This window comes from Pseudomonas massiliensis (assembly GCF_000826105.1).
In the GTDB taxonomy this organism is placed as follows: Bacteria; Pseudomonadota; Gammaproteobacteria; order Pseudomonadales; family Pseudomonadaceae; genus Aquipseudomonas; species Aquipseudomonas massiliensis.
The window spans coordinates 811,251-835,038 of record NZ_CCYK01000006.1 but is presented as its reverse complement, the minus strand read 5'-3'; the positions used below and the strand labels follow the sequence as shown (position 1 = coordinate 835,038).

Annotated in this window: 22 protein-coding genes; 17 read left to right on the top strand and 5 right to left on the bottom strand. The window is 60.9% G+C overall.

Annotated features, from left to right (window positions below):
* Positions 1-100 precede the first annotated feature (100 nt).
* The 6 genes from BN1188_RS09865 to BN1188_RS09840 all read left to right on the top strand — a co-directional run bounded on the left by BN1188_RS09865 (position 101) and on the right by BN1188_RS09840 (position 7,151).
* Positions 101-1,339, top strand: coding sequence for a D-mannose isomerase (locus BN1188_RS09865; RefSeq protein WP_040261218.1), 1,239 nt, complete (start codon positions 101-103; stop codon positions 1,337-1,339).
* A gap of 120 nt (positions 1,340-1,459) precedes the next feature.
* Positions 1,460-2,734 (top strand): ABC transporter substrate-binding protein, encoded by a 1,275-nt coding sequence (locus BN1188_RS09860; protein ID WP_040261217.1) that lies wholly within the window; start codon positions 1,460-1,462, stop codon positions 2,732-2,734.
* Positions 2,735-2,805: 71 nt separating this feature from the next.
* Positions 2,806-3,720: a carbohydrate ABC transporter permease gene (locus BN1188_RS09855; RefSeq protein ID WP_040261216.1), complete on the top strand. Its 915-nt coding sequence runs from the start codon at positions 2,806-2,808 to the stop codon at positions 3,718-3,720.
* The gene (locus tag BN1188_RS09850; protein WP_040261215.1) at positions 3,713-4,558 is read left to right on the top strand and encodes a carbohydrate ABC transporter permease; all 846 of its coding nucleotides are present in this window, start codon (positions 3,713-3,715) and stop codon (positions 4,556-4,558) included. Before BN1188_RS09855 ends, BN1188_RS09850 begins: the two co-directional genes overlap by 8 nt.
* A gap of 4 nt (positions 4,559-4,562) precedes the next feature.
* Positions 4,563-5,723, top strand: coding sequence for an ABC transporter ATP-binding protein (locus BN1188_RS09845; protein WP_040261214.1), 1,161 nt, complete (start codon positions 4,563-4,565; stop codon positions 5,721-5,723).
* A 69-nt stretch (positions 5,724-5,792) separates the two neighbouring features.
* Complete coding sequence (locus BN1188_RS09840) at positions 5,793-7,151, top strand: carbohydrate porin (RefSeq protein WP_040261213.1); 1,359 nt, start codon at positions 5,793-5,795, stop codon at positions 7,149-7,151.
* A gap of 46 nt (positions 7,152-7,197) precedes the next feature.
* Here BN1188_RS09840 and hexR read toward each other — a convergent pair whose 3' ends face one another.
* Positions 7,198-8,052, bottom strand: a complete 855-nt coding sequence (gene hexR, locus BN1188_RS09835; RefSeq protein WP_187375323.1) for a DNA-binding transcriptional regulator HexR — start codon at positions 8,050-8,052, stop codon at positions 7,198-7,200.
* A gap of 214 nt (positions 8,053-8,266) precedes the next feature.
* Between hexR and zwf the strand changes: the two genes are divergently transcribed.
* Together zwf and BN1188_RS09825 are read left to right on the top strand one after the other, a co-directional pair.
* Entirely contained in the window at positions 8,267-9,733 is a 1,467-nt protein-coding gene (gene zwf, locus BN1188_RS09830; protein WP_040261211.1) for a glucose-6-phosphate dehydrogenase, read from the top strand.
* 81 nt (positions 9,734-9,814) lie between these two features.
* Complete coding sequence (locus tag BN1188_RS09825) at positions 9,815-10,477, top strand: bifunctional 4-hydroxy-2-oxoglutarate aldolase/2-dehydro-3-deoxy-phosphogluconate aldolase (protein WP_040261210.1); 663 nt, start codon at positions 9,815-9,817, stop codon at positions 10,475-10,477.
* Between the two features lie 66 nt (positions 10,478-10,543).
* On the opposite strand, the gene BN1188_RS09820 is transcribed toward BN1188_RS09825, so the two are convergent.
* The gene (locus tag BN1188_RS09820; protein ID WP_040261209.1) at positions 10,544-10,777 is read right to left on the bottom strand and encodes a DUF3820 family protein; all 234 of its coding nucleotides are present in this window, start codon (positions 10,775-10,777) and stop codon (positions 10,544-10,546) included.
* A 197-nt stretch (positions 10,778-10,974) separates the two neighbouring features.
* On the opposite strand from BN1188_RS09820, the gene BN1188_RS09815 reads away from it, so the two are divergent.
* Positions 10,975-11,430: a PA2169 family four-helix-bundle protein gene (locus BN1188_RS09815; RefSeq protein ID WP_040261208.1), complete on the top strand. Its 456-nt coding sequence runs from the start codon at positions 10,975-10,977 to the stop codon at positions 11,428-11,430.
* Between the two features lie 29 nt (positions 11,431-11,459).
* Here the strand turns inward: BN1188_RS09815 and BN1188_RS09810 are convergent, their stop codons facing one another.
* Positions 11,460-12,986 (bottom strand): sensor domain-containing diguanylate cyclase, encoded by a 1,527-nt coding sequence (locus BN1188_RS09810; protein ID WP_052469224.1) that lies wholly within the window; start codon positions 12,984-12,986, stop codon positions 11,460-11,462.
* A 438-nt stretch (positions 12,987-13,424) separates the two neighbouring features.
* On the opposite strand from BN1188_RS09810, the gene BN1188_RS21595 reads away from it, so the two are divergent.
* Positions 13,425-13,562, top strand: coding sequence for a hypothetical protein (locus BN1188_RS21595; protein WP_157395813.1), 138 nt, complete (start codon positions 13,425-13,427; stop codon positions 13,560-13,562).
* Positions 13,563-13,593: 31 nt separating this feature from the next.
* On the opposite strand, the gene BN1188_RS09805 is transcribed toward BN1188_RS21595, so the two are convergent.
* The gene (locus BN1188_RS09805; RefSeq protein WP_040261207.1) at positions 13,594-14,505 is read right to left on the bottom strand and encodes a chemotaxis protein; all 912 of its coding nucleotides are present in this window, start codon (positions 14,503-14,505) and stop codon (positions 13,594-13,596) included.
* 76 nt (positions 14,506-14,581) lie between these two features.
* On the bottom strand, positions 14,582-16,153 hold the full coding sequence (gene norR / locus BN1188_RS09800; RefSeq protein WP_040261206.1) for a nitric oxide reductase transcriptional regulator NorR: 1,572 nt from the start codon (positions 16,151-16,153) through the stop codon (positions 14,582-14,584).
* A gap of 149 nt (positions 16,154-16,302) precedes the next feature.
* Here norR and hmpA point away from each other — a divergent pair, with 149 nt between their 5' ends.
* The 7 genes from hmpA (at position 16,303) to cyoE (ending at position 23,756) form a co-directional block, all read left to right on the top strand.
* Complete coding sequence (gene hmpA, locus BN1188_RS09795; protein ID WP_040261205.1) at positions 16,303-17,472, top strand: NO-inducible flavohemoprotein; 1,170 nt, start codon at positions 16,303-16,305, stop codon at positions 17,470-17,472.
* Between the two features lie 404 nt (positions 17,473-17,876).
* Complete coding sequence (locus BN1188_RS09790; protein ID WP_040261204.1) at positions 17,877-18,383, top strand: disulfide bond formation protein B; 507 nt, start codon at positions 17,877-17,879, stop codon at positions 18,381-18,383.
* Between the two features lie 555 nt (positions 18,384-18,938).
* Entirely contained in the window at positions 18,939-19,871 is a 933-nt protein-coding gene (cyoA, locus tag BN1188_RS09785) for a ubiquinol oxidase subunit II (protein ID WP_040261203.1), read from the top strand.
* Positions 19,872-19,874: 3 nt separating this feature from the next.
* The gene (gene cyoB / locus BN1188_RS09780) at positions 19,875-21,899 is read left to right on the top strand and encodes a cytochrome o ubiquinol oxidase subunit I (RefSeq protein ID WP_052469223.1); all 2,025 of its coding nucleotides are present in this window, start codon (positions 19,875-19,877) and stop codon (positions 21,897-21,899) included.
* 3 nt (positions 21,900-21,902) lie between these two features.
* Positions 21,903-22,526, top strand: a complete 624-nt coding sequence (locus tag BN1188_RS09775; RefSeq protein WP_040261202.1) for a cytochrome o ubiquinol oxidase subunit III — start codon at positions 21,903-21,905, stop codon at positions 22,524-22,526.
* A complete protein-coding gene (gene cyoD, locus BN1188_RS09770) occupies positions 22,526-22,855 on the top strand; it encodes a cytochrome o ubiquinol oxidase subunit IV (protein WP_040261201.1) in 330 nt (109 codons plus the stop codon). The genes BN1188_RS09775 and cyoD overlap by 1 nt, the downstream gene beginning before the upstream one ends.
* A gap of 10 nt (positions 22,856-22,865) precedes the next feature.
* Positions 22,866-23,756, top strand: coding sequence for a heme o synthase (cyoE, locus tag BN1188_RS09765; protein WP_040261200.1), 891 nt, complete (start codon positions 22,866-22,868; stop codon positions 23,754-23,756).
* The last annotated feature ends 32 nt before the right edge of the window (positions 23,757-23,788 follow it).

Genomic DNA, 23,788 nt, shown 5'->3' with positions numbered 1-23,788 from the left:
CGTCACCGAGCGGTGACGCGGCCTTGCGCCTTCGTTACCCGGCATCCACTTGCGCTTGAGTAAACTCCTGACGCGAACAATAACAAGTTGAAGGATCCTCATGGAAAGACCTGACCCTATCTTCAACAGCTGGCTCGACTCACCAGCGCACCGCCAATGGCGTCTGGACGAAGCCTGGCGGCTGGCTCGCTTCGCCAAGACCGCGCGTCTGGACGAGGGTTTCGGCCCCTTGGATGACGAGGGGCGACTGGCCGATGACCGGGCGCAGACCCTGATCACCACCCGGATGACCCACAGCTTTGCCCTGGCCCACTTGAGTGGCCTGCCGGGTTTTGGCCCGCTGGTCGAACACGGCGTGCGGGCGCTGCTGGGAACCCTACGAGACCAGACCCATGGCGGCTGGTTCGCCCAGGCCCAGGGGGAAGGGGATGATGGCAAGGCCGCCTACCTGCATGCGTTCGTGGCCCTGGCCGCCAGCTCCGCCGCGGTGACCGGCTGCGTTGGCGCCCAGGCCTTGCTCACTGAAGCGGTGAGAGTGATCGATACTCACTTCTGGCAGGAGGGCGAAGGCGCCATGGCCGAAGCCTACGACCGCACCTGGAGCGTTCCGGAAGCTTATCGGGGCGCCAACAGTAACATGCACAGCGTGGAAGCTTTCCTGGCCCTGGCCGACGTTACCGGTAACCCGTTGTGGCTGGAGCGCGCGCTGCGTATCTGCGAGCGGCTGATCCGCGACCATGCCATGAACAACCGGCATCGGGTGATCGAGCACTTCGACCAACATTGGCAGCCTCGACTGGATTACAACCAGGCGCAGCCGGCAGACCCCTTCCGGCCCTATGGCAGTACGCCAGGGCACGCGTTCGAGTGGGCTCGCTTGCTGCTTCACCTGGAAGGCGCCCTGCAACGCCGCGGGCTGGACGCTCCGCAATGGCTCCTGGACGCGGCCCGCCAGCTGTTCGCTGCCGCCTGTGACAGCGCCTGGGCGGCCGATGGCGCGCCTGGCCTGGTGTATACCCTCGACTGGCAAGACCAGCCGGTGGTACGCCAGCGTATGCACTGGGTCCATGCCGAGGCCAGCGCGGCGGCGGCGGCCTTGCTGATACGTACGGGTGAGCGCCACTACGAGGACTGGTATCGACGCTACTGGGACTTTACCGAGCACTATCTGATCGACCGCATGCAGGGCAGCTGGTATCACGAACTGGACGAGCAGAATCGTCCCAGCGCCCAGGTGTGGGCCGGCAAGCCTGACCTTTACCATGCGCTGCAGGCCGTTCTGCTGCCTGGCCTGCCTTTGGCGGTAAGCATCGCCAGCGCTTTGGCAGCCCAGGGTTAATGTCACGACTTGGTGACATTTGAGCATCGTTTCGTTACCTGGCGCGCTAATGACCTTGCCTAAACTGCATCCAGCGCAAGCGCCAGACTTGCTACGGCATAACAACAACAAGGAATTCCGATGAACGCGATCAATCGCCTCGCCGCTGTCATTTCCCTCGCCACGCTCGCGCCTTTCGCGGCACAGGCCGCCGACGGCAAAGGCACTATCGAAGTTACCCACTGGTGGACCAGCGCCGGCGAAAGCGCGGCCATGGACGTTCTGCGCAACCAGGTTAAGGCCGATGGCTACGCCTGGAAAGACAACGCTGTGGCCGGCGGTGGTGGTGCCGCCGCCATGACCGTGCTCAAGACCCGCGCAGTGTCCGGCAACCCGCCAGGAGCCGCGCAGATCAAGGGGCCGGATATCCAGGACTGGGGCTCGCTGGGCCTGCTCACCGAAGACGGCCTGGATGACGTCGCCAAGAGCGAAGGCTGGGACAAGCTGCTGTCCCCGACCGTGGCCCGGATCGTCCAGTACGATGGTCACTACGTTGCGGTGCCGTTCAACATCCACCGGGTGAACTGGCTGTGGATCAACCCGGAAGCCTTCAAGAAGGCAGGAATCGACAAGGCGCCTGGCACCCTCGATGAACTCTTCGCCGCCGCCGAGAAGCTCAAGGCCGCCGGCATCACGCCGCTGGCCCATGGCGATCAGCCATGGCAGAACGCGACCGTGTTCGAAGACATCGTGCTGGCGGTCATGGGGCCTGAAGGCTTCCACAAGGCCTTCGTCGAGCTGGACCAGGGCACCCTGACCGGCCAGAAAATGGCCGACTCGTTCGCCGCGCTGAAGAAGCTTGCCGGCTACATGGACCCTAACCGTGGCGGCCAGGACTGGAACCAGGCCACCGCCCAGGTGATCCAGGGCAAGGCGGGCATGCAGGCCATGGGCGACTGGGCCAAGAGTGAATGGACCACTGCCAAGAAGGTGGCCGGCAAGGACTACCAGTGCATTCCGTTCCCGGGCACCGCGGGCAGCTATACCTATAACGTCGACTCCCTGGCCATGTTCAAGGTCAAGGACGCCGGTACGGTGGCGGCCCAGAAGGACGTGGCCAAGATTGCCCTGGGTACCCACTTCCAGACCGTGTTCAACCAGAACAAGGGCTCGATCCCGGTCCGTGGCGACATCGACATGAGCCAGTTCGATAGCTGCGCTCAGGCGTCGCGCAAGGACTTCGACGAAGCGAGCAAGGGTCAGGGCGCTCAGCCGAGCATGGCACATAACATGGCGACCAGCCTGGCTGTGCAGGGCGCGGTGTTCGACGTCGTGACGAACTTCATCAACGACAAGAACGGCGACCCCGCCTCGGCGGCCAAGAAACTTGGCGCCGCGATCAAGTCCGCTCAGTAATCGCTACCCGCCGAGGGGCCGTCCATGCATGGGCCGGCCCCGCGGCCTTGCCTTCAAACGAGATCGATTCAATGACTGCTGTCGCTGCGTTGCCGCGAAAGGCCCCGTCGGCCCTGGATCGCCTGCAGGCCTGGCTGCCACGGCTGGTCCTGGCGCCGAGCATGGTGGTGGTTCTGGTGGGCTTCTACGCCTACATAGGCTGGACTTTCCTGCTGTCGTTCACCAACTCCAGCTTCATGCCAAGCTATAAGTTCGTAGGCCTGGCCCAATATGCCCGGCTCTGGGAAAACGACCGCTGGTGGGTGGCCAGCAAGAACCTGCTGGTGTTCGGCGGCCTGTTCATCGCGGTCAGCCTGGTGGTCGGCGTGTTGCTGGCCGTGCTGCTGGACCAGCGCATCCGCCGTGAAGGGTTCATCCGCACCATCTTCCTTTATCCCATGGCCTTGTCGATGATCGTTACCGGCACGGCCTGGAAATGGCTGCTGAACCCGGGCATGGGCCTGGACAAGATGCTGCGCGACTGGGGCTGGACAGGCTTCACCTTCGACTGGCTGATCAACCAGGACCGCGTCATCTACTGTGTGGTGATCGCGGCGGTGTGGCAGGCCTCGGGCTTCGTCATGGCCATGTTCCTGGCCGGCCTGCGGGGGGTGGACAGCTCCATCATCCGCGCTGCCCAGGTCGACGGCGCCAGCCTGCCCACCATTTACCTTAAGATCGTGCTACCGAGCCTGCGTCCGGTCTTCTTCAGTGCCTTCATGATCCTGGCCCATATCGCCATCAAGAGTTTCGACCTGGTGATGGCCATGACCGCTGGTGGCCCGGGTTATTCCTCGGATTTGCCCGCGGTATTCATGTATTCCTTCACGTTCAGCCGTGGCCAGATGGGCATGGGGTCGGCCAGCGCCATGCTGATGCTGGCGGGGATCCTGGCGATCCTGGTGCCTTACCTGTATTCGGAGCTGCGAGGCAAGCGCCATGACTAGTGCCACCCTCAAACCGGGGCTGACGCCCAGCCGCATCCTGATCTACCTGGTGCTTATCGGTGCCTGCCTGTTGTACCTGGTACCGCTGGCGGTGATGCTGCTCACCAGCTTCAAGACCCCAGACGACATCAGCAACGGCAACCTGCTGAGCATTCCAGAGGCTTTCACCACTATTGGCTGGAGCAAGGCCTGGTCGTTGGTCAATGGCTACTTCCGCAACTCGGTGGCGATCACCGTGCCGGCAGTGGTGATCTCAACAGCGGTTGGCGCCCTGAACGGCTACGTGCTGTCCATGTGGCGCTTCCGCGGTTCGCAACTGTTCTTTGGCCTGCTGCTGTTCGGCTGCTTCCTGCCGTTCCAGACGGTGCTACTGCCGGCATCCTTCACGCTTGGCAAGCTGGGCCTGTCCAACACCACAGCTGGCCTGGTGCTGGTGCATGTGGTCTACGGGCTCGCCTTTACCACGCTGTTCTTCCGTAACTTCTATGTCAGCGTGCCGGAAGCCCTGGTCAAGGCCGCCAGGCTGGATGGGGCGGGGTTCTTCACTATCTTCGGTCGCATTCTCCTGCCGATGTCGATCCCGACCATCATGGTGTGCCTGATCTGGCAGTTCACCCAGATCTGGAACGACTTCCTGTTCGGCGTCGTCTTCGCCAGCGGGGATGCCCAGCCCATCACGGTCGCGCTGAACAACCTGGTCAACACCAGCACCGGGGTCAAGGAATATAACGTGGACATGGCCGCGGCAATGATCGCCGGGCTTCCGACACTGCTGGTGTACATACTGGCGGGCAAGTATTTCCTGCGCGGGCTGACGGCCGGCGCGGTCAAGGGGTGAGCACATGGCAACGCTTGAACTGCGTAACGTAATCAAGAGCTACGGCAGCGGCCTGCCGGACACGCTCAAGGACATCCAGCTGTCGATCGATTCCGGGGAGTTCCTGATCCTAGTCGGCCCTTCGGGATGCGGCAAGTCCACCCTGATGAACTGCATCGCGGGCCTGGAGAACATTACCGGCGGCGCCATTCTGGTAGACGGCACCGACATCAGTGGCATGAGCCCGAAAGACCGGGACATCGCCATGGTGTTTCAGTCCTATGCGCTCTACCCGACCATGACTGTCCGGGAAAACATCGCCTTTGGCTTGAAGATCCGCAAGATGCCTGCTGCGGAGATCGACCAGGAAGTGGCCCGGGTGTCCAAGCTGCTGCAGATAGAACACTTGCTGACCCGCAAGCCGGGCCAGCTGTCCGGTGGGCAGCAGCAGCGCGTGGCCATGGGCCGTGCCTTGGCCCGGCGCCCGAAGATCTACCTGTTCGACGAGCCGTTGTCCAATCTGGATGCCAAGCTGCGGGTGGAGATGCGTACCGAAATCAAGCTGATGCACCAGCGTCTGCGCACCACCACGGTATACGTGACCCACGACCAGATCGAGGCCATGACCCTGGGGGACAAGGTGGCGGTGATGAAGGACGGCATCATCCAGCAATTCGGCACGCCGAAACAGATCTATAACGACCCGGCGAACCTCTTTGTGGCAAGCTTTATCGGTTCGCCACCGATGAACTTCATCCCGCTGCGCCTGCAGCGGCGGGGGGAGGGCCTGGTCGCTGTGCTGGACAGTGGCCAGGCGCGCTGCGAGCTGCCACTGGGCCTGAGCGACGCTGGCCTGGAAGACCGCGACGTTATTCTGGGTGTGCGCCCGGAACAATTGATCGTTAACGGGGAGGCGGGTAGCGCCTTCCCAGGTGTTCGCGCGCAAGTCCAGGTGACCGAGCCCACCGGGCCGGATACCCTGGTATTCGTGACCTTGAACGACACCAAGGTGTGTTGCCGGGTGGCACCGGACGATGCGCCGGCGGTGGGGGAAGTACTGGACCTGCGTCTGGATCCGGGCAAGGTCTTGCTGTTCGACGCTGCCAGCGGCGAGCGGCTGGGGCTGCAAGCCGCCACCGCGGGGCAGCCGTATGACGAGAAGGTGGCCGACATCGGCGGCCGCTGAGCCAGGCGGATGCCAACATCCGCCGCACAACAAGAGTTCGTATAACAATAAAACGAGGGTAGCCAGGGAATGAACAAGCAAAACACCACCAAAGCGACCACACTGCGGTTGGCGCGTCAGCTGTCGGTGCTCGGCGCCATGGGCTTGGCGACCACCGCCTATGCCGCCAAGCCGTATGACGCGTCCCAATACGCCACAGGTGACTGGGGCGGCCTGCGTCATGAGCTGTACGACAAAGGCTATGACTTCATGTTCGAGTATGTTGGCGAGGCGGCCACCAACCTCAACGGTGGCTACAACGACGACCGCACCGCCCGCTATTCGGACCAGTTCGCCCTGGGCGTGCAACTGGACCTGGAAAAGATCTTCGGCTGGCATGGCGCCGAGTTCAAGCTGGCGATCACCGAGCGTAGCGGCCGCAACATCAGCAACGACCGGATCGGCGATCCGCGTGCTGGTACCTTGAGCTCGTCGCAGGAAGTCTGGGGCCGTGGCCAGACCTGGCGCCTGACCCAGATGTGGGTCAAGCAGACCTTCCTGGATGACAAGCTGGACGTGAAATTCGGCCGCTTCGGCGAGGGCGAGGATTTCAACAGCTTCCCTTGCGACTTCCAGAACCTGGCGTTCTGCGGCTCGCAAGTGGGTAACTGGATCGGCGACATCTGGTACAACTGGCCGGTATCCCAGTGGGCCCTGCGCGTGAAATACAACATCACGCCTGAGTTCTACGCGCAGATCGGCGCCTATGAGCAGAATCCGTCCTACCTGGAAACCGGCAACGCCTGGAAGCTCAGCGGCAGCGGGACCAAGGGCGCCATCATTCCGGTGGAAGTGGTATGGTCGCCATCGGTCAATGGCCTGCCGGGCGAATACCGCCTGGGCTACTACTACAGTACCGCCAAGGCCAACGACGTGTCGGAAGGCGAAGATGGCCAGTTGCAAGCCAGCAGCGGCGGCGCCTACGCTACCCACAGCAGCAAGCATGGCTGGTGGATCGTTGCCCAGCAGCAGTTGACCGCCCATAACGGTGACGCCAGCCGCGGCTTGAGCGTGTTCGCCAACGCCACCGTGCACGACAAGGCCACTACCGTGGTAGACAGCTACCAGCAGGTTGGCCTGGTCTACAAGGGGCTGTTCGACGGCCGTCCGAAGGATGACATCGGGGTGGGCATCGCCCGCATCCATGTCAACGACGACGTATCCGACAACGCTCGCCTGGCCAACGCCATCAGTGGCATCCAGGACTACGACAACCCAGGCTTCGTACCCGTACGCGGCAGTGAATACGATGCCGAGATCTACTACGGCTTCCATGTCACCAACTGGCTCACCGTGCGTCCCAACCTGCAGTACATCAAGCGCCCAGGCGGCGTGGATGAAGTGGACAACGCCCTGGTCGCAGGCCTGAAGGTACAGTCCAAGTTCTAAGTGTCGCCACGACGCCGCCTGCCTGGGCGGCGTTGGGTCGGCGCGGCTATCCCTCCTCGAGGGGATAGCGGCTGGCGTTGAGGCTTTCCTTGATCTTGCGCAGGTGAGGCTGGAAATCGGCCCCGCGGCGCAGGGTCATGCCCGTAGCAAGCACGTCCAGCACAGTCAGCTGGATGATCCGCGAGGTCATCGGCATGTAGATGTCGGTGTCTTCCGGCAGCGGAATATTCAGGCTCAGGCTGCTCGCCTGTGCCAGCGGGGAGCCCGCCGCGGTCAACCCCAGCACGGATGCGCCATTCTCCCTGGCGATGCGCGCCACTTCCACGAGCTCTCGGGTGCGCCCGGTATAGGAAATGATCACGAAGAGTTCGCCGGTGTGTGCTACCGAGGCGAGCATTCGCTGCATCAGCACATCGGCATGGGCAGACACCGCCAGGTTGAAGCGGAAGAACTTGTGCTGAGCATCCAGGGCGACGGGGGCCGAGGCGCCCAGGCCGAAGAAATGAATCTGCCTGGCCTGGATCATCATGTCCACCGCTCGGCTGATCAACTGCGGGTCCAACTGCTGGCAAGCGCTGTCCAGGGAGGCGATGGCACTGGTGAAAATCTTCTGCGTATAGGCGGCGGGGTCGTCATCCTCCGCGACGGCGCGGCTGACATAGGCCGCGCCGCTGGCCAGGCTTTGTGCCAGTTGCAACTTGAGTTCGGGGTAGCCGCTCACGCCGAACGAACGGCAGAAACGGTTGACCGTGGGCTCGCTGACCTTGGCGGCCTGCGCCAAGGCGGCGATACTGAACCGCGTGGCCTGTTGAGGGTTGCCGAGAATCACCTCGGCCACCTTCCGCTCCGCCTTGTTCAGCTCTTCGAGGCGCCCCTGGATCTGTTCCAGTAGGTTGCGCACGCGATCCATGTAATCTCCTATGGTGGCCGGCTCGCGCCGTGGGTCGATTCCCGGCACGGCTGCCGTGGTAGGTGGTCTATCGTACTGATGGGCCACGACGATCTCCAGTATCGCCGCGGTGAGCAAGGCTTTGTTGTTTTATTACTACATTTTGACTTGATCGACGGGGTAAAAACCCGTAATACTCGTCCCACTTGATAAAAGAACCCATATCATGCTGTCGATTTCCGAACCTTGCACTTTCGCTCTCTTCGGCGCCCTAGGCGACCTGGCCCTGCGCAAGCTGTTCCCGGCGCTGTACCAGCTCGAGCGCGCCGGCCTTCTTCATCCGGACACGCGGCTGCTGGCGTTGGCGCGCGAACCCGGCGACGCCGCGAGCCATCTGGCGGAAATCGACGAGCACCTGCATGAATTCGTGCCCGCCGCGGAATTGGACACCGACCACCTGGAGCGCTTCAAGGCGCGCCTGGAATACCTGCATGTGGATTTCCTCCTGGCCGAGGACTATGCCGTGCTGGCCGAGCGGGTCGGGCCAACAGCCCAGGTGATCGCCTATTTTGCCACCCCGGCGGCCGTCTATGGCGCCATTTGCGAGAACCTGGCGAAGGTCGGCCTGGCCGATCGCACTCGCGTGGTGCTGGAGAAGCCCATCGGTCACGACCTGGAGTCTTCACAGCGGGTCAATGACGCCGTGGCTCATTACTTCCCGGAAAACCGCGTCTATCGGATCGACCACTATCTGGGCAAGGAAACCGTCCAGAACCTGATTGCCTTGCGCTTCGCCAACAGCCTGTTCGAAACCCAGTGGAACCAGAACTATATCTCCCACGTGGAAATCACCGTGGCCGAGAAGGTAGGCATCGAAGGGCGCTGGGGCTATTTCGACAAGGCCGGCCAGCTGCGCGACATGGTGCAGAACCACCTGCTGCAGTTGCTCTGCCTGATCGCCATGGACCCGCCGGCGGACCTTTCCGCCGATGCCATCCGGGATGAAAAGGTCAAGGTGCTCAAGGCCCTGGCTCCGATCACGGGAGAGGGCTTGAGCACGCATGTGGTTCGCGGCCAGTACATCGCTGGCTACAGCGATGGGCGCGGTGTTCCAGGCTACCTGGAAGAAGAGAACTCCAATACCCAGAGCGACACCGAGACCTTCGTGGCGCTGCGCGCGGATATCCGCAACTGGCGCTGGGCGGGGGTGCCGTTCTACCTGCGCACGGGCAAGCGCATGCCACAGAAGCTGTCGCAGATCGTTATCCACTTCAAGGAGCCGCCGCACTACATCTTCGCTCCTGAACAGCGCCTGCAGATCAGTAACAAGCTGATCATTCGCCTGCAACCGGATGAAAGCATTTCCTTGCGTGTGATGACCAAGGAGCAGGGCCTGGACAAGGGCATGCATTTGAAGAGCGGGCCCTTGCAGCTCAATTTCTCGGATACTTACCGCAGCGCCCGTATTCCCGATGCCTACGAACGCCTCTTGCTGGAGGTAATGCAAGGCAACCAGAACCTGTTCGTGCGCAAGGACGAGATCGAATACGCCTGGCGCTGGTGCGACCAGTTGATCGCCGGCTGGAAGAAGTCGGGCGATGCGCCAAAACCCTACGCCGCGGGGTCCTGGGGGCCAATGAGCTCCATCGCATTGATCACCCGCGATGGGCGTTCCTGGTATGGCGACATCTGACAGCGGGCCCGTCTGGCGGGTCCTGTTTTTCCCACAAACCACTGGTTCAAGCCGGTGCCCCTGAGCCTAGGATCAGCCGTTATGACGCCTGAACAACAATCCCGCATGGCGGACAAGGTCAAACTCATCGATGAAATCGCCGAGCGCGCTCGGATCCTGCCGGTCATCGTCATCAATTCGGAAAGCGAGATCCTGCCTCTGGCCGATGCCCTTGCTGCCGGAGGCCTGACCTGCCTCGAGGTCACGCTGCGTTCGCAGTACGGGCTCAAGGCTATCAAGCTGCTGCGTGAGCACCGCCCCCACCTTACCGTAGGCGCTGGCACCGTGCTGGACCGGCAGATGTTCGCCGCGGTCGAGCAGGCCGGCGCCCAGTTCGTGGTTACCCCTGGGGCAACCCAGGACATGCTCGAAGCAGGTGTGGAAAGCGCCATCCCTCTGCTGCCAGGCATCGCCACGGCTTCGGAAATCATGATGGGATATGCCTTGGGCTATCGTCGCTTCAAGCTGTTCCCAGCGGAGATCTGTGGCGGTGTGGCGGCCATCAAGGCATTCGCCGGCCCGTTCGGCGATGTGCGGTTCTGTCCCACCGGCGGCGTCAACACGGGCAACGTCAAGGCGTACATGAGCCTGAGCAATGTCATGTGCGTGGGCGGTACCTGGATGCTGGACAAGGAGTGGATCAAGGCAGGGCGATGGGACCAGATCGAGCAATGCAGCCGTGAGGCCGTGGCATTGTTTGGCTGAACTCTGAAAGGTTGTTTCATGGCTTTGAGGTGCGCTTGGTCGGCGCACCTTTTTTTTGCCCGGAAATCAGCGAGGGCCTAGCTGGCCATGCTTGCGACGCAGGGGGGCCAGCAAATCGCCGAGCCCGTTATGGTCGATCTCATGCATCAGTGCCAGTAACTCTCCCAGCGAGCCGTGGGGAAAGCCTTGGCGGGCGAACCAGCCCAGGTAGGGCCCTGGCAGGTCTGCCAGTAGCCGACCTCGGTATTTGCCGTAGGGCATCTTGGTACTTATCAGCAGTTCCAGCTTGTCGAAATCCATGGCTTCCAAACTTGTACAAAAGTTGATGATGACGTGCACTTTGCAAGGGTATGACCAGGCTCATCTTGCAAAGCGAATGATGCTGCCGTTTGGCTGTTCCGTCCAAGTCATTGATTCTGAAGGTTATTCAGGAAAGGGCTGACTTGGCACGCAGCATGCTCTTATCCAGATAGCCCTTACTCACAGGAGAAGAGAATATGACCAAGTCTGGCGAAAGCGTCGTTTCGGTACTGAACCGCCTGATCGAAACCTGCAAGGACGGTGAGGAAGGCTTCAAGGCCTGCGCCAATGATGTAAAGAATGCAGAACTCAAAGCGCTACTGCTCAAGCATTCGGCCGAGTGTGGAGCAGCTGCGGGCGAGCTTCAAGCCGAAGTCACCGCTTTGGGTGGCAGCCCTGAGGATTCGACCAGCCTCAGTGGCGACCTTCATCGCCGTTGGGTAGACCTCAAATCCCTGATTACCGGTAAAAGCGAAGAGGCTGTGCTCAACGAGGCAGAACGTGGCGAAGACGTCGCCATGAAGGCCTACAAGGAAGCCTTGGCCGAGCCGCTGCCGGCCAATGTCTATGCCATCGTGGAGCGCCAGTTCCATGGTGTGCAACGTAACCACGACCAGATAAAGGCACTGCGCAATATCGCCCGCGCCAGCTGATTACGCGCTATCCCTCCCTGAAATCCCTCTTACGCCGGCACTGCCGGCGTTTTTTTTGCCTGGCCCAGGCTGCCTTGGCACACCTTGTTACGCCCCTCTCGCTTGGCCGTGTAAAGCGCGGTATCAGCCGCGCACATCAAGGTTTCGAGCGTTCGCGCAGCAGTGTCCGAAGCCGAGATGGCCGCCACCCCTATGCTGACCGTCAAGGGGCTCGTTTCGCCACCCACGCCCAGGGCTTCGACTCTCATGCGAATGGATTCAGCGAGGACACGCGCGCTTTCCAGGCTGGTTTCGACCAGGACCACCAAGAATTCTTCGCCTCCATAGCGCGCGGCGAGATCCCCTGGCCGGCTGGCTCCTTGGGCAATGATACAGGCGACGCTACCAAGCGCCTGATCGCCGCCCTGATGGCCGTGTTTTTCGTTGAAGGCACCGAAGTGATCCACATCGATCATGAGGATGGCGAGGTCGCGTCCGCTGCGTAATGCGCGTGCCCATTCCTTTTGCAGTGTCTGATCCAGAGTCCGGCGGTTGGCCAGGCCGGTCAGCGGGTCGGTCGCCGCCAGGGCGGCCAGGGACGCTTCCGAACGGCGTCCGCGCCTTAGCTCGCGACGGAACAGGATGGTAAGCCAGGCAATCCCCAGGCACAGACACAGCGTGGCAAAGCAAATGGCCAGGGCCGTTTGCTCCCAGGCGCCGAAGACATCGTCATAACCCAGCGCAACGATCACTACCAAGGGCAACCCGGCCACCTGACCATAGCTGTAGAGGCGCTTGGTGCCGTCGAGACTGGACATGGCCATGAACACATCGCCTGTTGGATCTCGCACCATCCGCTGCATATTGGGGCGGTCCATCAGGTTTTCCCCAACGATGTTGCTCCCGGCCGGCTCCGGCTCGCGCGCAAGAATGTCGCCGTACACATTCGACAGGCTCACGCTACTGTCCTTTCCGATGTTGAGAGACTTGAACAGCTCACCGAAGTAATCCAGCCGCAGCACCCCGGAGGCCATGCCACGAAAGCCGCCGTCCGGTCCGGAGATACGACGGGTGAAAGCGATGCACCAGTCAAGCTGGCCCAACTGGTCCTTGAAAGGGCGGCTGATGTGTAGCCCAGGATCCGTGGAGGCCTGATGTAGCTTGAAGTTGTCACGCGCGCTGAAGTCGATTCCAGGCAGGTCATAGCCAACCGAGCTGGCTACCGCCTGACCACGTTCGTTGATCCACAGAAGATCCCCGCGCAGGGGCATCGAGATGGTGCGCCCGAACAGGACCTGACGCTGAAGGGAGGGCGGGACCTGTACAAAGGTTGCATCCTGGGAAGCATCCACGATGCCTTGCAGGGAAAGATCGTAGAGCTCCACGTTGCGCTTGACGTCGGCTTCGATCAACTGCGCCAGGTTCTTCGCGCCCCGCAGGGCAACCTCTCGGGCATTGTCGTATTCCTTGACCAGCAGGAAAGACACGATGCCGATAATGGCCAGAATCGCCAGTAGACTCCCGGTAACCAGCTTACGCTCGGCCTGGCGGGCACGGTGTACGAAGGTTCGCGGCATTGCTCGGGCTCATGGGGGGGCGGGGCGGGGGCCATTCTAGGCGCGCAGGGTAGCCCCTACCAGCTGTCAGGGTAAGGCATGGCCAGAATCGCCAGTAGACTCCCGGTAACCAGCTTACGCTCGGCCATTCTAGGCGCGCAGGCTAGCCCCTACAAGCTGTCAGGGTAAGGCATAATGCCATCTATCGTTGCATGGCTTTAGCTATACCTGGGGAGAAAAGGAAGGATCCATTTCAGATCAAGGGTTTAGGAAAGAATGTAGAAGTTCTGTTGAAGTCGAGAACAGCGGCCGCGGCTTTATTTGCCCGACGAACCGCTGTTCATCTCCCTTAATACCGGCGTTAAAGCGCAATTTCCTACAAGAGATAGGGAAGTGCCTGATAGATATCCATGGTCAGGGCAATGGACACTCGGCACGTTCGTACCTGGAGACCTGCCCATGACCCCGACCATCAGTGTAGTTCCCGGCACTCTGCTGCTTGTACTGATCACCGGCGCGCAGCTGGTATGCCCACCTGCCGTTCAAGGGGTGGGTGCTTACCTCGTTACCCTTGGCGGCATTCTGGTGCGGCTATGAGCCAGGCGGAATGGGCTACCACCATGAATCTTCACCACCCTGTCTGTAACTGCGCGGCACCTGCGAGCACGCTACGGGCCGCCTTGATCAGGCATTCGGTAAGCTCCGGTGAGGAGAACTTGGTCAGCACGGCGTTCGCGCCGGCTTCCTCGGCACGTCTACTGTTCATGGCGCTGTCCAGGGAGGTGTGAAGCAGGATGTAAAGATCGTTGAAGTCCACGCTGTCACGCAAGGCACGGGTCAGGGCATAGCCATCCATTTCCGGCATTTCGATGTCGGATACCAGAATATTGATTTGCTCGGCCGTACCCTGCAGGTCAAGCAGGCAGGTCATGGCGTCCTTGGCGCTTCGCGCGGTGTGGCACTCGATACGCAGACTGCGCAGGGCCAGTATCGATTGCTGCAATGCCACCTGACTGTCGTCGACTACCAGAATCCGCGCCTGTGCCAGCAAGTGCGCCTGCTCGGGCGTCAGGTCATGGCCGCCTGGCTCAACGCGGGGCGGGGCGATACCATGGATTACCTTTTCGATGTCCAGTACCTGAACCAGCGTGCCGTCCACTTCGGTCACCCCGGTGATATAGGAGCGTCCTCCCGAGGCGAAGGGCGGCGGGCGGATGTCGGTGGAACGGCAGTGAATGATCCGGCTCACGCCCTGCACATGCAGCCCCTGGCGGGATCGACTGATATCGGTAACGATGAGGCACCCGCCCGAGGGGTCCGCCAGGGGCTGTTCACCAATGGCTCGGCTGAGGTCTATCACCGACAGGGTGGTACCCCGTAGCGTGGCGACCCCTTTTACGTGGGGATGGGCATCCGGCAAGCGTGTGAGCGCCGGGCAAGGGATGATTTCACTGACCTTGAGAAGGTTGATGGCCATCAACTTGCCGCTGCGCAAGGTAAACAGCAAGAGCGAAAGCGATTCGGCGCGTGGTTTGGACATGTCGACCTTCAGTAGCGATGCGGCGAACCGCAGGTTAGTACACAGTTTGTATCGGCCACAGGCAAGGCGCCTTTAATCAGCGCAGGCCCAGGCGGCGGGCCAGGCGGCTGAGGTTTGCCCGGTCCAGCCCCAGCTCCCGAGCGGCGGCGGTCCAATGATTGTCGTGGCGGCGCAGGCAATCCTCGATCATTCGCCTCTGAAGGCTATCGACTGCCTGGCGCAGGTCGCCGGCAGGCACCTCGGTTCGCTCGGTTTCCGCGCGCTCAGTGGTCACGGCGTCCAGGCGCATGACGGCGGCTTGCTGAAGCCCTGGTTCCAGCCCCAGGTCTGCCCGGGTCAGGGTAAGGATCCGCGGCCGGCTGGATAGCCGACCAAGAGCTGTCAGGGCGGAACGGCCGATCAGGTGTTCGAGCTCGCGCACGTTACCTGGCCAGGCGTAGGCCAGCAAGGCAGCCTGGGCATCCGTGTCCAGCCGGATACCGCCGACCCCCAGGCGCGAGCGATTCTGTTCGAGAAAATACCCGGCAAGCAGCAGTACATCCTTGTTCCGCTCGCGAAGCGCCGGCACCCGCAGTGGATAGACGCTGAGGCGGTGATAGAAGTCAGCTCTGCAGCGCCCGGCCGTGACCTCGGCAGCCAGGTCCCGGTTGGTGGCGGCGATCAGCCGTACGTTCACCCGATGCTCACGGTCCGAGCCCAGGCGTTGCAACTGGCCTGTCTGCAGTACTCGCAATAGCTTGGCCTGCACGCTCAGGGGCAGTTCCCCGACTTCGTCCAGGAACAAGGTGCCGCCGTCAGCCAGTTCGAACTTGCCGCGCCTGTCGGTGACTGCGCCCGTGAACGCGCCTTTGACATGGCCGAACAACTCGCTTTCCACCAAGGCATCAGGCAGGGCAGCGCAGTTCAGGCTGATCATGGCCTTTTTTGCGCGACTGGAAGCTTTATGCAATGCCTGCGCTACCAACTCTTTGCCTACGCCAGTTTCTCCGGTGATCAAGACGGTGAGCTCGCTAGGCCCCACCAGCTTCACCTGGTCCAGGAGCGCGAGCATGGAAGGGCTACGCCCGATGAGTTCCTGATTCGGCGCGCTGGCCTGTAGCAGGCCGTCCGCCCGTTCCCGTTCCAACTGTACGGTGTCGGCCAGGCGCGCAATGTGTTGCTCGACAGTGACGATAGCGGCCGCCAGGCTGGCGAAGGCCTCGAGCGTGCCGGGTTCGATAGGATCGAAGCGGGCCGGGTCCAGCGCATCCAGGGTCAGCAAACCCCACGGCTGCTGATTGATCAGTAGCGGGCAACCCAGGCAGTCATGCACTTCCAGGTGGTCATGCCGTCCACTGATCAAGCCGTCGTAAGGGTCGGGCAGAGGACTGTCCGCTGGAAAGCGGGTAGGCGAGGTTCGGCTCAACAGTGCCTGGAAGCGAGGATGTTCGCTGATACGGAAGCGGCGCCCCAAGGTGTCCTCGCTCAGGCCATCCACCGCGACGGGTATCAGCCACTCCCCATCCAGGCGCAGCAATGCCGCGGCATCGCAAGGAAGCAGGCGGCGCATGGCATTGAGCAGGCGTCGATAGCGTTCACTTTCAGGCAGTGCGAGCGAGAGGTCGGATATTAGCCCAAGCAGGGCTTGAAGCAGCGGTTTCGAGGTCATGATGACACGGCCTGGGTCAATTCGACTCCATGGGGACTCGAGTCAATCTGACTAGAGGTTCGCCAATCCATTGTTAATCAAGGCTTTTTAAGCTGGCACGGAAACTGAAATGCAATACGCATGAGAATTCTGTCGAGTTGGAGGATAGCATGTTGAGTCCCGAACACCGTGCGATTGTAAAGGCTACCGTTCCGCTGCTGGAAAGCGGGGGCGAGGCCCTGACGACCCATTTTTACCAAATGATGCTGCGGGAACATCCTGAAGTACGCCCGCTGTTCAATCAGGCGCACCAGGCCAATGGTGACCAGCCGAGGGCCTTGGCCAATGGCGTACTGATGTACGCCAAGCACATCGACCGACTGGAAGCCCTGGGCGGCCTGGTGGGCCAGATCATCAACAAGCATGTCGCCTTGCAGATCCTGCCTGAGCACTATCCGATCGTGGGAAGCTGTCTGTTGCGGGCCATCTCCGAGGTGCTGGGCCCAGACGTCGCTACGCCTGCAGTGATCGAAGCCTGGGGCGCCGCCTATGGTCAGCTGGCCGATATCCTTATCGGGGCCGAAGAGCAGCTATATGAAGAAAAAGCCACCGCGCCAGGAGGCTGGCGTGGAAGCCGAGTGTTCAAGCTGGCGCGCAAGGTTTCGGAAAGCACGGAAATCTCTTCTTTTTATCTGATACCGGAAGATGGCGAGCCAGTGTTGATCGCCGCCCCTGGTCAGTACATTGGCTTGCGACTGTTCATCGATGGCGTGGAGCACCGTCGCAACTATTCACTGTCAGCCCTGAGTGATGGCAAGGGCTACCGTATCAGCGTCAAACGTGTCGCCGATGGAGTGGTGTCCAGCTACCTGCATGATCATCTCGTGGAAGGCGACCGCCTGGAACTCTTCCCGCCAGCGGGCGACTTCATGCTTCAGGCCAGTGATGGCCCGCTGGTGCTGATCAGCGGTGGGGTAGGCATTACTCCAACCCTGGCCATGCTGGAGGCGGCATTGCCTACGGGGCGCCCCGTAACGTTCATCCATTGCGCGCGAAATCGAGAGGTGCATGGATTCGGGCAGTGGCTGGAGGAACAAGTCCAGGCCCACCCCCAACTGAAGCGTTTCTATTGTTATGCGCAAGGGGAGGGCGGCGATGCCCAGGGGCTGCTGGACAAGGAGTTGCTACGGCGTTGGCTGCCGGCCGGGCAGGACTTCGACGTGTACCTGCTTGGGCCTACCGGGTTCATGGCAGCTACACGCCGCAACCTTCTGGACCTTGGCGTGGCGCAAGGGCGAGTTCGATATGAGTTCTTCGGGCCGGCCAAGGCACTGGCCTGAGGCTTGGCATAGCGAGCTCTGGCTTAGAGGTCACAGGCGCCGCGCAATGCGCCTCGGCTTGCCAACGGCCAGGTCGAGTGGAGGCATGGCGAAGCTGGGCCCCGCCAAGGAAGGCGGGCAAGGGCACCAGGGCAGCGGCCGGCCATCCGGGTAGGTGCCGTTAGCCGAAACCGCCAGTGCGCTGAGGCACATATTCTTCAATCCAGGCTCAATGGCTTCGCGTATTTTCCTGGTCATGCCAACAGGATCGGTTCGCTAGCGTACGAAAAATTCTTGAAATATCTTTTCTCGGCTTAACTGCGGTTTAATCCGAGCTTCATTTACTGCCGGCTGGTCAAGGATGCTAACTTAGCGCCCTTGCAAACGGCCCATGCACACGCACGCCCGGTAAATCAGGAAAACCCATGCATCACACCGAAACTAGGCTGGCGCGTGAACGGCGCTATCTCGTCCTTCTGGGCATCATATGCCTGGCATTGCTGGGCGGCGCGCTCTATCTCCAGATCGCGCTTGGAGAGGCGCCTTGCCCACTGTGCATTCTGCAGCGCTACGCCTTCCTGTTCATTGCCATCTCCGCATTCCTCGGCGCTGCCATGCCTGGCAAGCGTGGGGTAACCCTGTTCGAGGCCCTGGTGGTAATCAGCGCCCTGGGCGGATTGGCCGCGGCGGGTCAGCATGCCTGGGTGCTGGCACATCCGATGGAAAGCTGCGGCGTGGATATCCTGCAGCCAATCGTCGATGGCTTGCCGCTTGCCCGGTTGTTACCCCTGGTATTCGAAGTGCAGGGGTTCTGTACTACTCCTTATCCGCCCATTCTCGGGCTATCCCTGGCGCAGTGGGCGTTGGTCGCTTTCATTGCCATCGTGGTACTGGTGCCCGTGGGTATCTGGCGCAACCGGCGGCTGTCATAAATCGTGCCTGCTGCAACGACTCGGTCACGCGACAGCTCGGGCCAGGCTTGTGATGGATCGTGTTGAATCCACGGGACACTAGGCGTCCAGCCGCTTCGGCGCAGGTGCGACATCGTGTCGCAACGGGTTGAAATACAGGGCGATTGTTGCATAATTCGCAATGTACTGTTGCTATATAAGTCATATTCATCGTGGGGCTAGCTCACTACAATCGCGGCAATTTCCGTATGGCCCCCCTCTCCGGGCCTTTGAAATCAAGGCATTCGCCTTTTTTTTCAGTCCGGCGAGGCGTCGGCGGTATCCGGTTGTCTACCCTTCACGGTGTCGTTCCGACGGGTTCACGCGAGAGTCCTGAAGGAATAAGGGCGCGATTTGGCGACTTGCCTATAATCCGACGAGTCAAAGCAATTTGAGCACTGCGACACAGGTGGCCTGCTTCAGCCATGGCTGTTCCAGGTTTCAGGTTTCGATAACGAAAAATGCTGACGCTTGGCAGGACGAAGTGTTGGCGATCACAACACACATTGCATTGAAGCAAGCTTTAGAGGTCGTGAGATGAGTAAAAAGCGTTACCCCAGACTGTTTGGCATATTGCCCTTTTTCGGCATGCTTTTTCTCAGTGGGTGCGACTGGACCCTGCTCAATCCAAAGGGACAGGTGGGCATCGACGAGAGAAACCTGATTCTCCTCGCGTTCGGCCTGATGCTCACGGTGGTCATCCCGGTGATCGTCATGGCGTTCTGGTTCGCCTGGAGATATCGCGCATCCAATCGCAATGCCACCTATACCCCTGAGTGGGCACACTCCACCAAGATCGAAGCCGTGGTCTGGGGCGTACCCCTGATCATCATCGCCATCCTGGGGTACGTGACCTACGTCTCGACTCACCACCTCGACCCTTACCGCCCGCTGGATTCCGAAGTCAAGCCGGTGCGCATCCAGGTCGTGGCGCTGGATTGGAAATGGTTGTTCATCTATCCGGAGCAGGGCATCGCCACGGTCAACAAGATCGTCTTCCCGGCGCATACCCCGGTCAGCTTCGAGATCACTTCCGACGCGGTCATGAACTCCTTCTTCATTCCGGCGCTCGGTGGCCAGATCTACGCCATGGCGGGCATGCAGACCAAACTGCACCTGATCGCCAACGAGCAGGGCGACTACCAGGGCATCTCCGCGAACTACAGCGGGGCTGGCTTCACCGGCATGACTTTCCAGGCACAAGCCACCACCCAGGAAGGCTTCGACGCCTGGGTGAGCGAAGTACGCAATTCACCGAAGAAGCTTGATTCGGCCGAATACGCAGCACTGGCCAAACCAAGCGAAAAGAACCCTGTCACCTTGTATTCCTCGGCTACGCCTGAGCTGTTCCAGACCATCATCGACAAGTATGAAGGCATGGGCGCTGGCCACGGGGCGCGCGAGAAGGGTGTGCTTGGCAAGGAAGGTAAGGAAGTAAGTGAGAATTCAGCTGCTGGGGCAGAGGAGTAAAAGATGTTCGGTAAATTAACTCTGGAAGCGATACCCTTCCACGAGCCGATAGTGATGGTGACCCTCGCCGTCGTTGCCGTGCTCGGGGCTGCGGTGTTCGCGGCGATCACCTACTACAAGAAGTGGGGCTATCTCTGGAAAGAGTGGTTCACCTCTGTCGACCACAAGAAAATCGGCGTGATGTATATCGCCGTGGCGCTCATCATGCTGCTGCGCGGCTTTGCCGACGCCATCATGATGCGTTCCCAGCAGGCCATGGCGGTGGCCGGTTCCACCGGTTACCTGCCACCTGAGCACTACGACCAGATCTTCACCGCTCACGGCACGATCATGATCATCTTCATGGCCATGCCTTTCATGATCGGCCTGATGAACATCGTGGTTCCGCTGCAGATCGGCGCTCGCGACGTTGCCTTCCCGTTCCTGAACTCCGTCAGCTTCTGGCTGTTCGTGGTGGGCGCGCTGCTGGTCAACATCTCCCTTGCGGTCGGCGAATTCGCCAAGACCGGCTGGGTGGCCTACCCGCCACTTTCGGGCCTGCAATACAGCCCTGGCGTCGGTGTCGACTACTACATCTGGTCGCTGCAGATCTCCGGCCTGGGCACCCTGCTGACCGGCGTGAACTTCATCGTCACCATCCTCAAGATGCGTGCCCCAGGCATGACCTTGATGAAGATGCCGGTGTTCACCTGGAACTGCCTGTGCACCGCGATCCTGATCGCCGCCTCGTTCCCGATCCTGACCGCCACGCTGTTCCTGCTGTCGCTTGACCGTTATCTGGGTATGCATTTCTTCACCAACGAGCTTGGTGGCAACCCGATGATGTACGTCAACCTGTTCTGGGCCTGGGGTCACCCTGAGGTTTACATCCTGATCCTGCCGGCCTTCGGCATCTTCTCGGAAGTGACCTCGACCTTTGCCAAGAAGCGCCTGTTCGGTTATGTCTCGCTGGTCTGGGCGACGGTAGCCATTACCGTGCTGTCGTTCATCGTGTGGCTGCACCACTTCTTCACCATGGGCGCTGGCGCGAACGTCAACGCGTTCTTCGGCATCATGACCATGATCATCGCGGTGCCGACAGGGGTGAAGATCTTCACCTGGCTGTTCACCATGTATCGCGGCCGCATCGAGTTCAAGACCCCGATGCTGTGGACCGTCGGCTTCATCGTCACCTTCAGTATCGGTGGCATGACCGGCGTGCTGCTGGCGGTACCGGGCGCCGACTTCGTTCTGCACAACAGCCTGTTCCTGATCGCGCACTTCCATAACGTGATCATCGGTGGTGCCGTGTTCGGCTACCTGGCCGGCTTCACCTTCTGGTTCCCGAAAGCGTTCGGCTTCAAGCTCAACGAGCGTCTGGGCAAGTGCGCCTTCTGGTGCTGGCTGGTCGGCTTCTACTTCGCGTTCATGCCGTTGTACGTGCTGGGCTTCATGGGCATGACCCGTCGCTTGAACCACACCGACAACCCGGAGTGGACCCCATGGTTCTACGTGGCCATGGTCGGTGTGCTGTTCGTCGCCGCAGGTATCGCGTTCCAGCTGCTGCAGATCTACGTTTCGATCCGCGATCGCAAGAAGAACATGGACGTCACCGGCGACCCGTGGGATGGCCGCACGCTGGAATGGTCCACCTCTTCGCCACCACCGTTCTACAACTTTGCCGAAGTACCAGCCGTTTCGGACCTGGACGCCTACTGGGGCATGAAAGAGCGTGGTGAGGCGACCGCCAATGCCGCTGACTACAAGCAGATCCACATGCCACGCAATACCGGCATGGGCTTCATCATGGCTGCGTTCAGCCTGGTGCTGGGCTTTGCGCTGATCTGGCACATCTGGTGGGCAGCCGCTGTCGGCCTGGCCGGCATGATCATCACCCTGATCGTGCGCAGCTACGACGATGACATCGACTACTACGTGCCGGCGGCCGAAGTCGCTCGCATCGAAGGCGAGCGTCAACGCGCACTGGCCAACGCCCATGCCGGCGTGGTCGGCGGTACTCGTGTGAACTCCACGTTGGAGAAGGTTTGAACCATGGCTAATACCGTTCTGCACGGTGAAGTCGCCCATAGCCACGAGCATGGGCACGACGATCACCACGATGCCGGAGGCATGACTGTCTTCGGCTTCTGGATCTACCTGATGACAGACTGCATTCTGTTCTCCTGCCTGTTCGCCGCCTACGCGGTGCTGGTAGGGAACGTTGCAGGTGGCCCATCCGGCCACGAGATCTTCGAGCTGGGCTATGTCCTGGTCGAAACCTTCCTGCTGTTGTTCAGCTCGATCACGTTCGGCTTCGCCATGCTGGCGATGCACAAGAACAACAAGAGCGGCGTGATGACCTGGCTGTTCATCACCTTCCTGCTCGGCGCTGGCTTCATCGCGATGGAAATCAACGAATTCCATCACCTGATCAAGGAAGGCTACGGCCCGGACAAGAGCGGCTTCCTGTCCGCCTTCTTCACCCTGGTGGGCACCCACGGCCTGCACGTTTCCAGCGGCCTGCTGTGGATGGCTGTGCTGATGGCTCAGATCAGCAAGAACGGCCTGACCACCACCAACCAGACCCGCATGAGCTGCCTTAGCCTGTTCTGGCACTTCCTGGACGTGGTCTGGATCTGCGTGTTCACCGTTGTTTACCTGATGGGGGCCCTGTAATGGCTAACAACCATTCCGCTGGCGGCGCGAGCCACGGCAGCTTCAAGTCCTACATGATCGGTTTCATCCTGTCGGTGATCCTGACAGTGATTCCGTTCGGGCTGGTGATGTTCCCGTCGATGCCCAAGGACACCATCCTGGCCATCATCCTGGTGTTCGCGGTGGTCCAGATCATCGTTCACCTGGTGTATTTCCTGCACCTGGATCGCTCTTCGGAGCAACGCTGGAACGTGATCGCGTTCATCTTCTCGGCCGTGATCATCGCGTTCCTGGTTGGCTTGTCGTTGTGGATCATGTTCAGCATCCATCACTTCATGCTGGCGAAGTAAGGTAGGTCGCATGTCCGTTAAGCACTTTATCCAAATCACCAAACCGGGGATCATTTTCGGTAACGTGCTTTCTGTGGCAGGCGGCTTCTTCCTTGCCGCGCAAGGGCATGTCGACCTCGGCCTGTTCCTTGCCACGGTGATCGGAACCTCGCTGGTAGTCGCCTCGGGTTGTGCGTTCAACAACTGCATCGATCGTGACATCGACGTGAAGATGGAGCGCACGCGCAACCGCGCTATCGTCCAGGGGCTGATTCCGGTCAAGGTAGCCTTGGCGTACGCGACCGTGCTGGGGCTACTGGGGCTCGGCCTGCTCTACAAGTTGGCCAACCCCCTTGCCGCCCTGAGCGGGCTCGCGGGTTTCGTCATCTACGTGGGCCTGTACAGTCTTTACCTCAAGCGCAAGTCGGTCCACGGCACGCTGGTGGGAAGCCTGTCCGGTGCGATGCCGCCGGTGATCGGCTACGTGGCGGTGACGGGGCGCTTCGACATGGCCGCGCTGACCCTGCTGGTCATGTTCAGCTTGTGGCAGATGCCGCATTCCTACGCCATCGCGATTTTCCGCTTCAACGATTACCGGGCTGCTTCCATCCCGGTACTTCCGGTGGAGCGGGGGATTTCAGTGGCCAAGCGGCATATCCTGTACTACATCCTGGCCTTCGTGCTCGCGACCCTCATGCTTACCCTCGGCGGTTACGCCGGGCTGAGCTACATGGCCGTGGCCGCTGCAATGGGCATGTACTGGCTGTACATGGCCTGGACCGGTTACAAGGCTACCGATGACCGGGTCTGGGCGCGCAAGCTGTTCGTGTTTTCCATCTTCACCATCACGGCCTTGAGCGTGATGATGTCGGTGGACTTCAAAGCGTCGGCCGACCTGCTGCTGACCTCCGCGCTGCCTTGAGCAGCGATGGGGTGAAAGAACCGGGCCTGTGA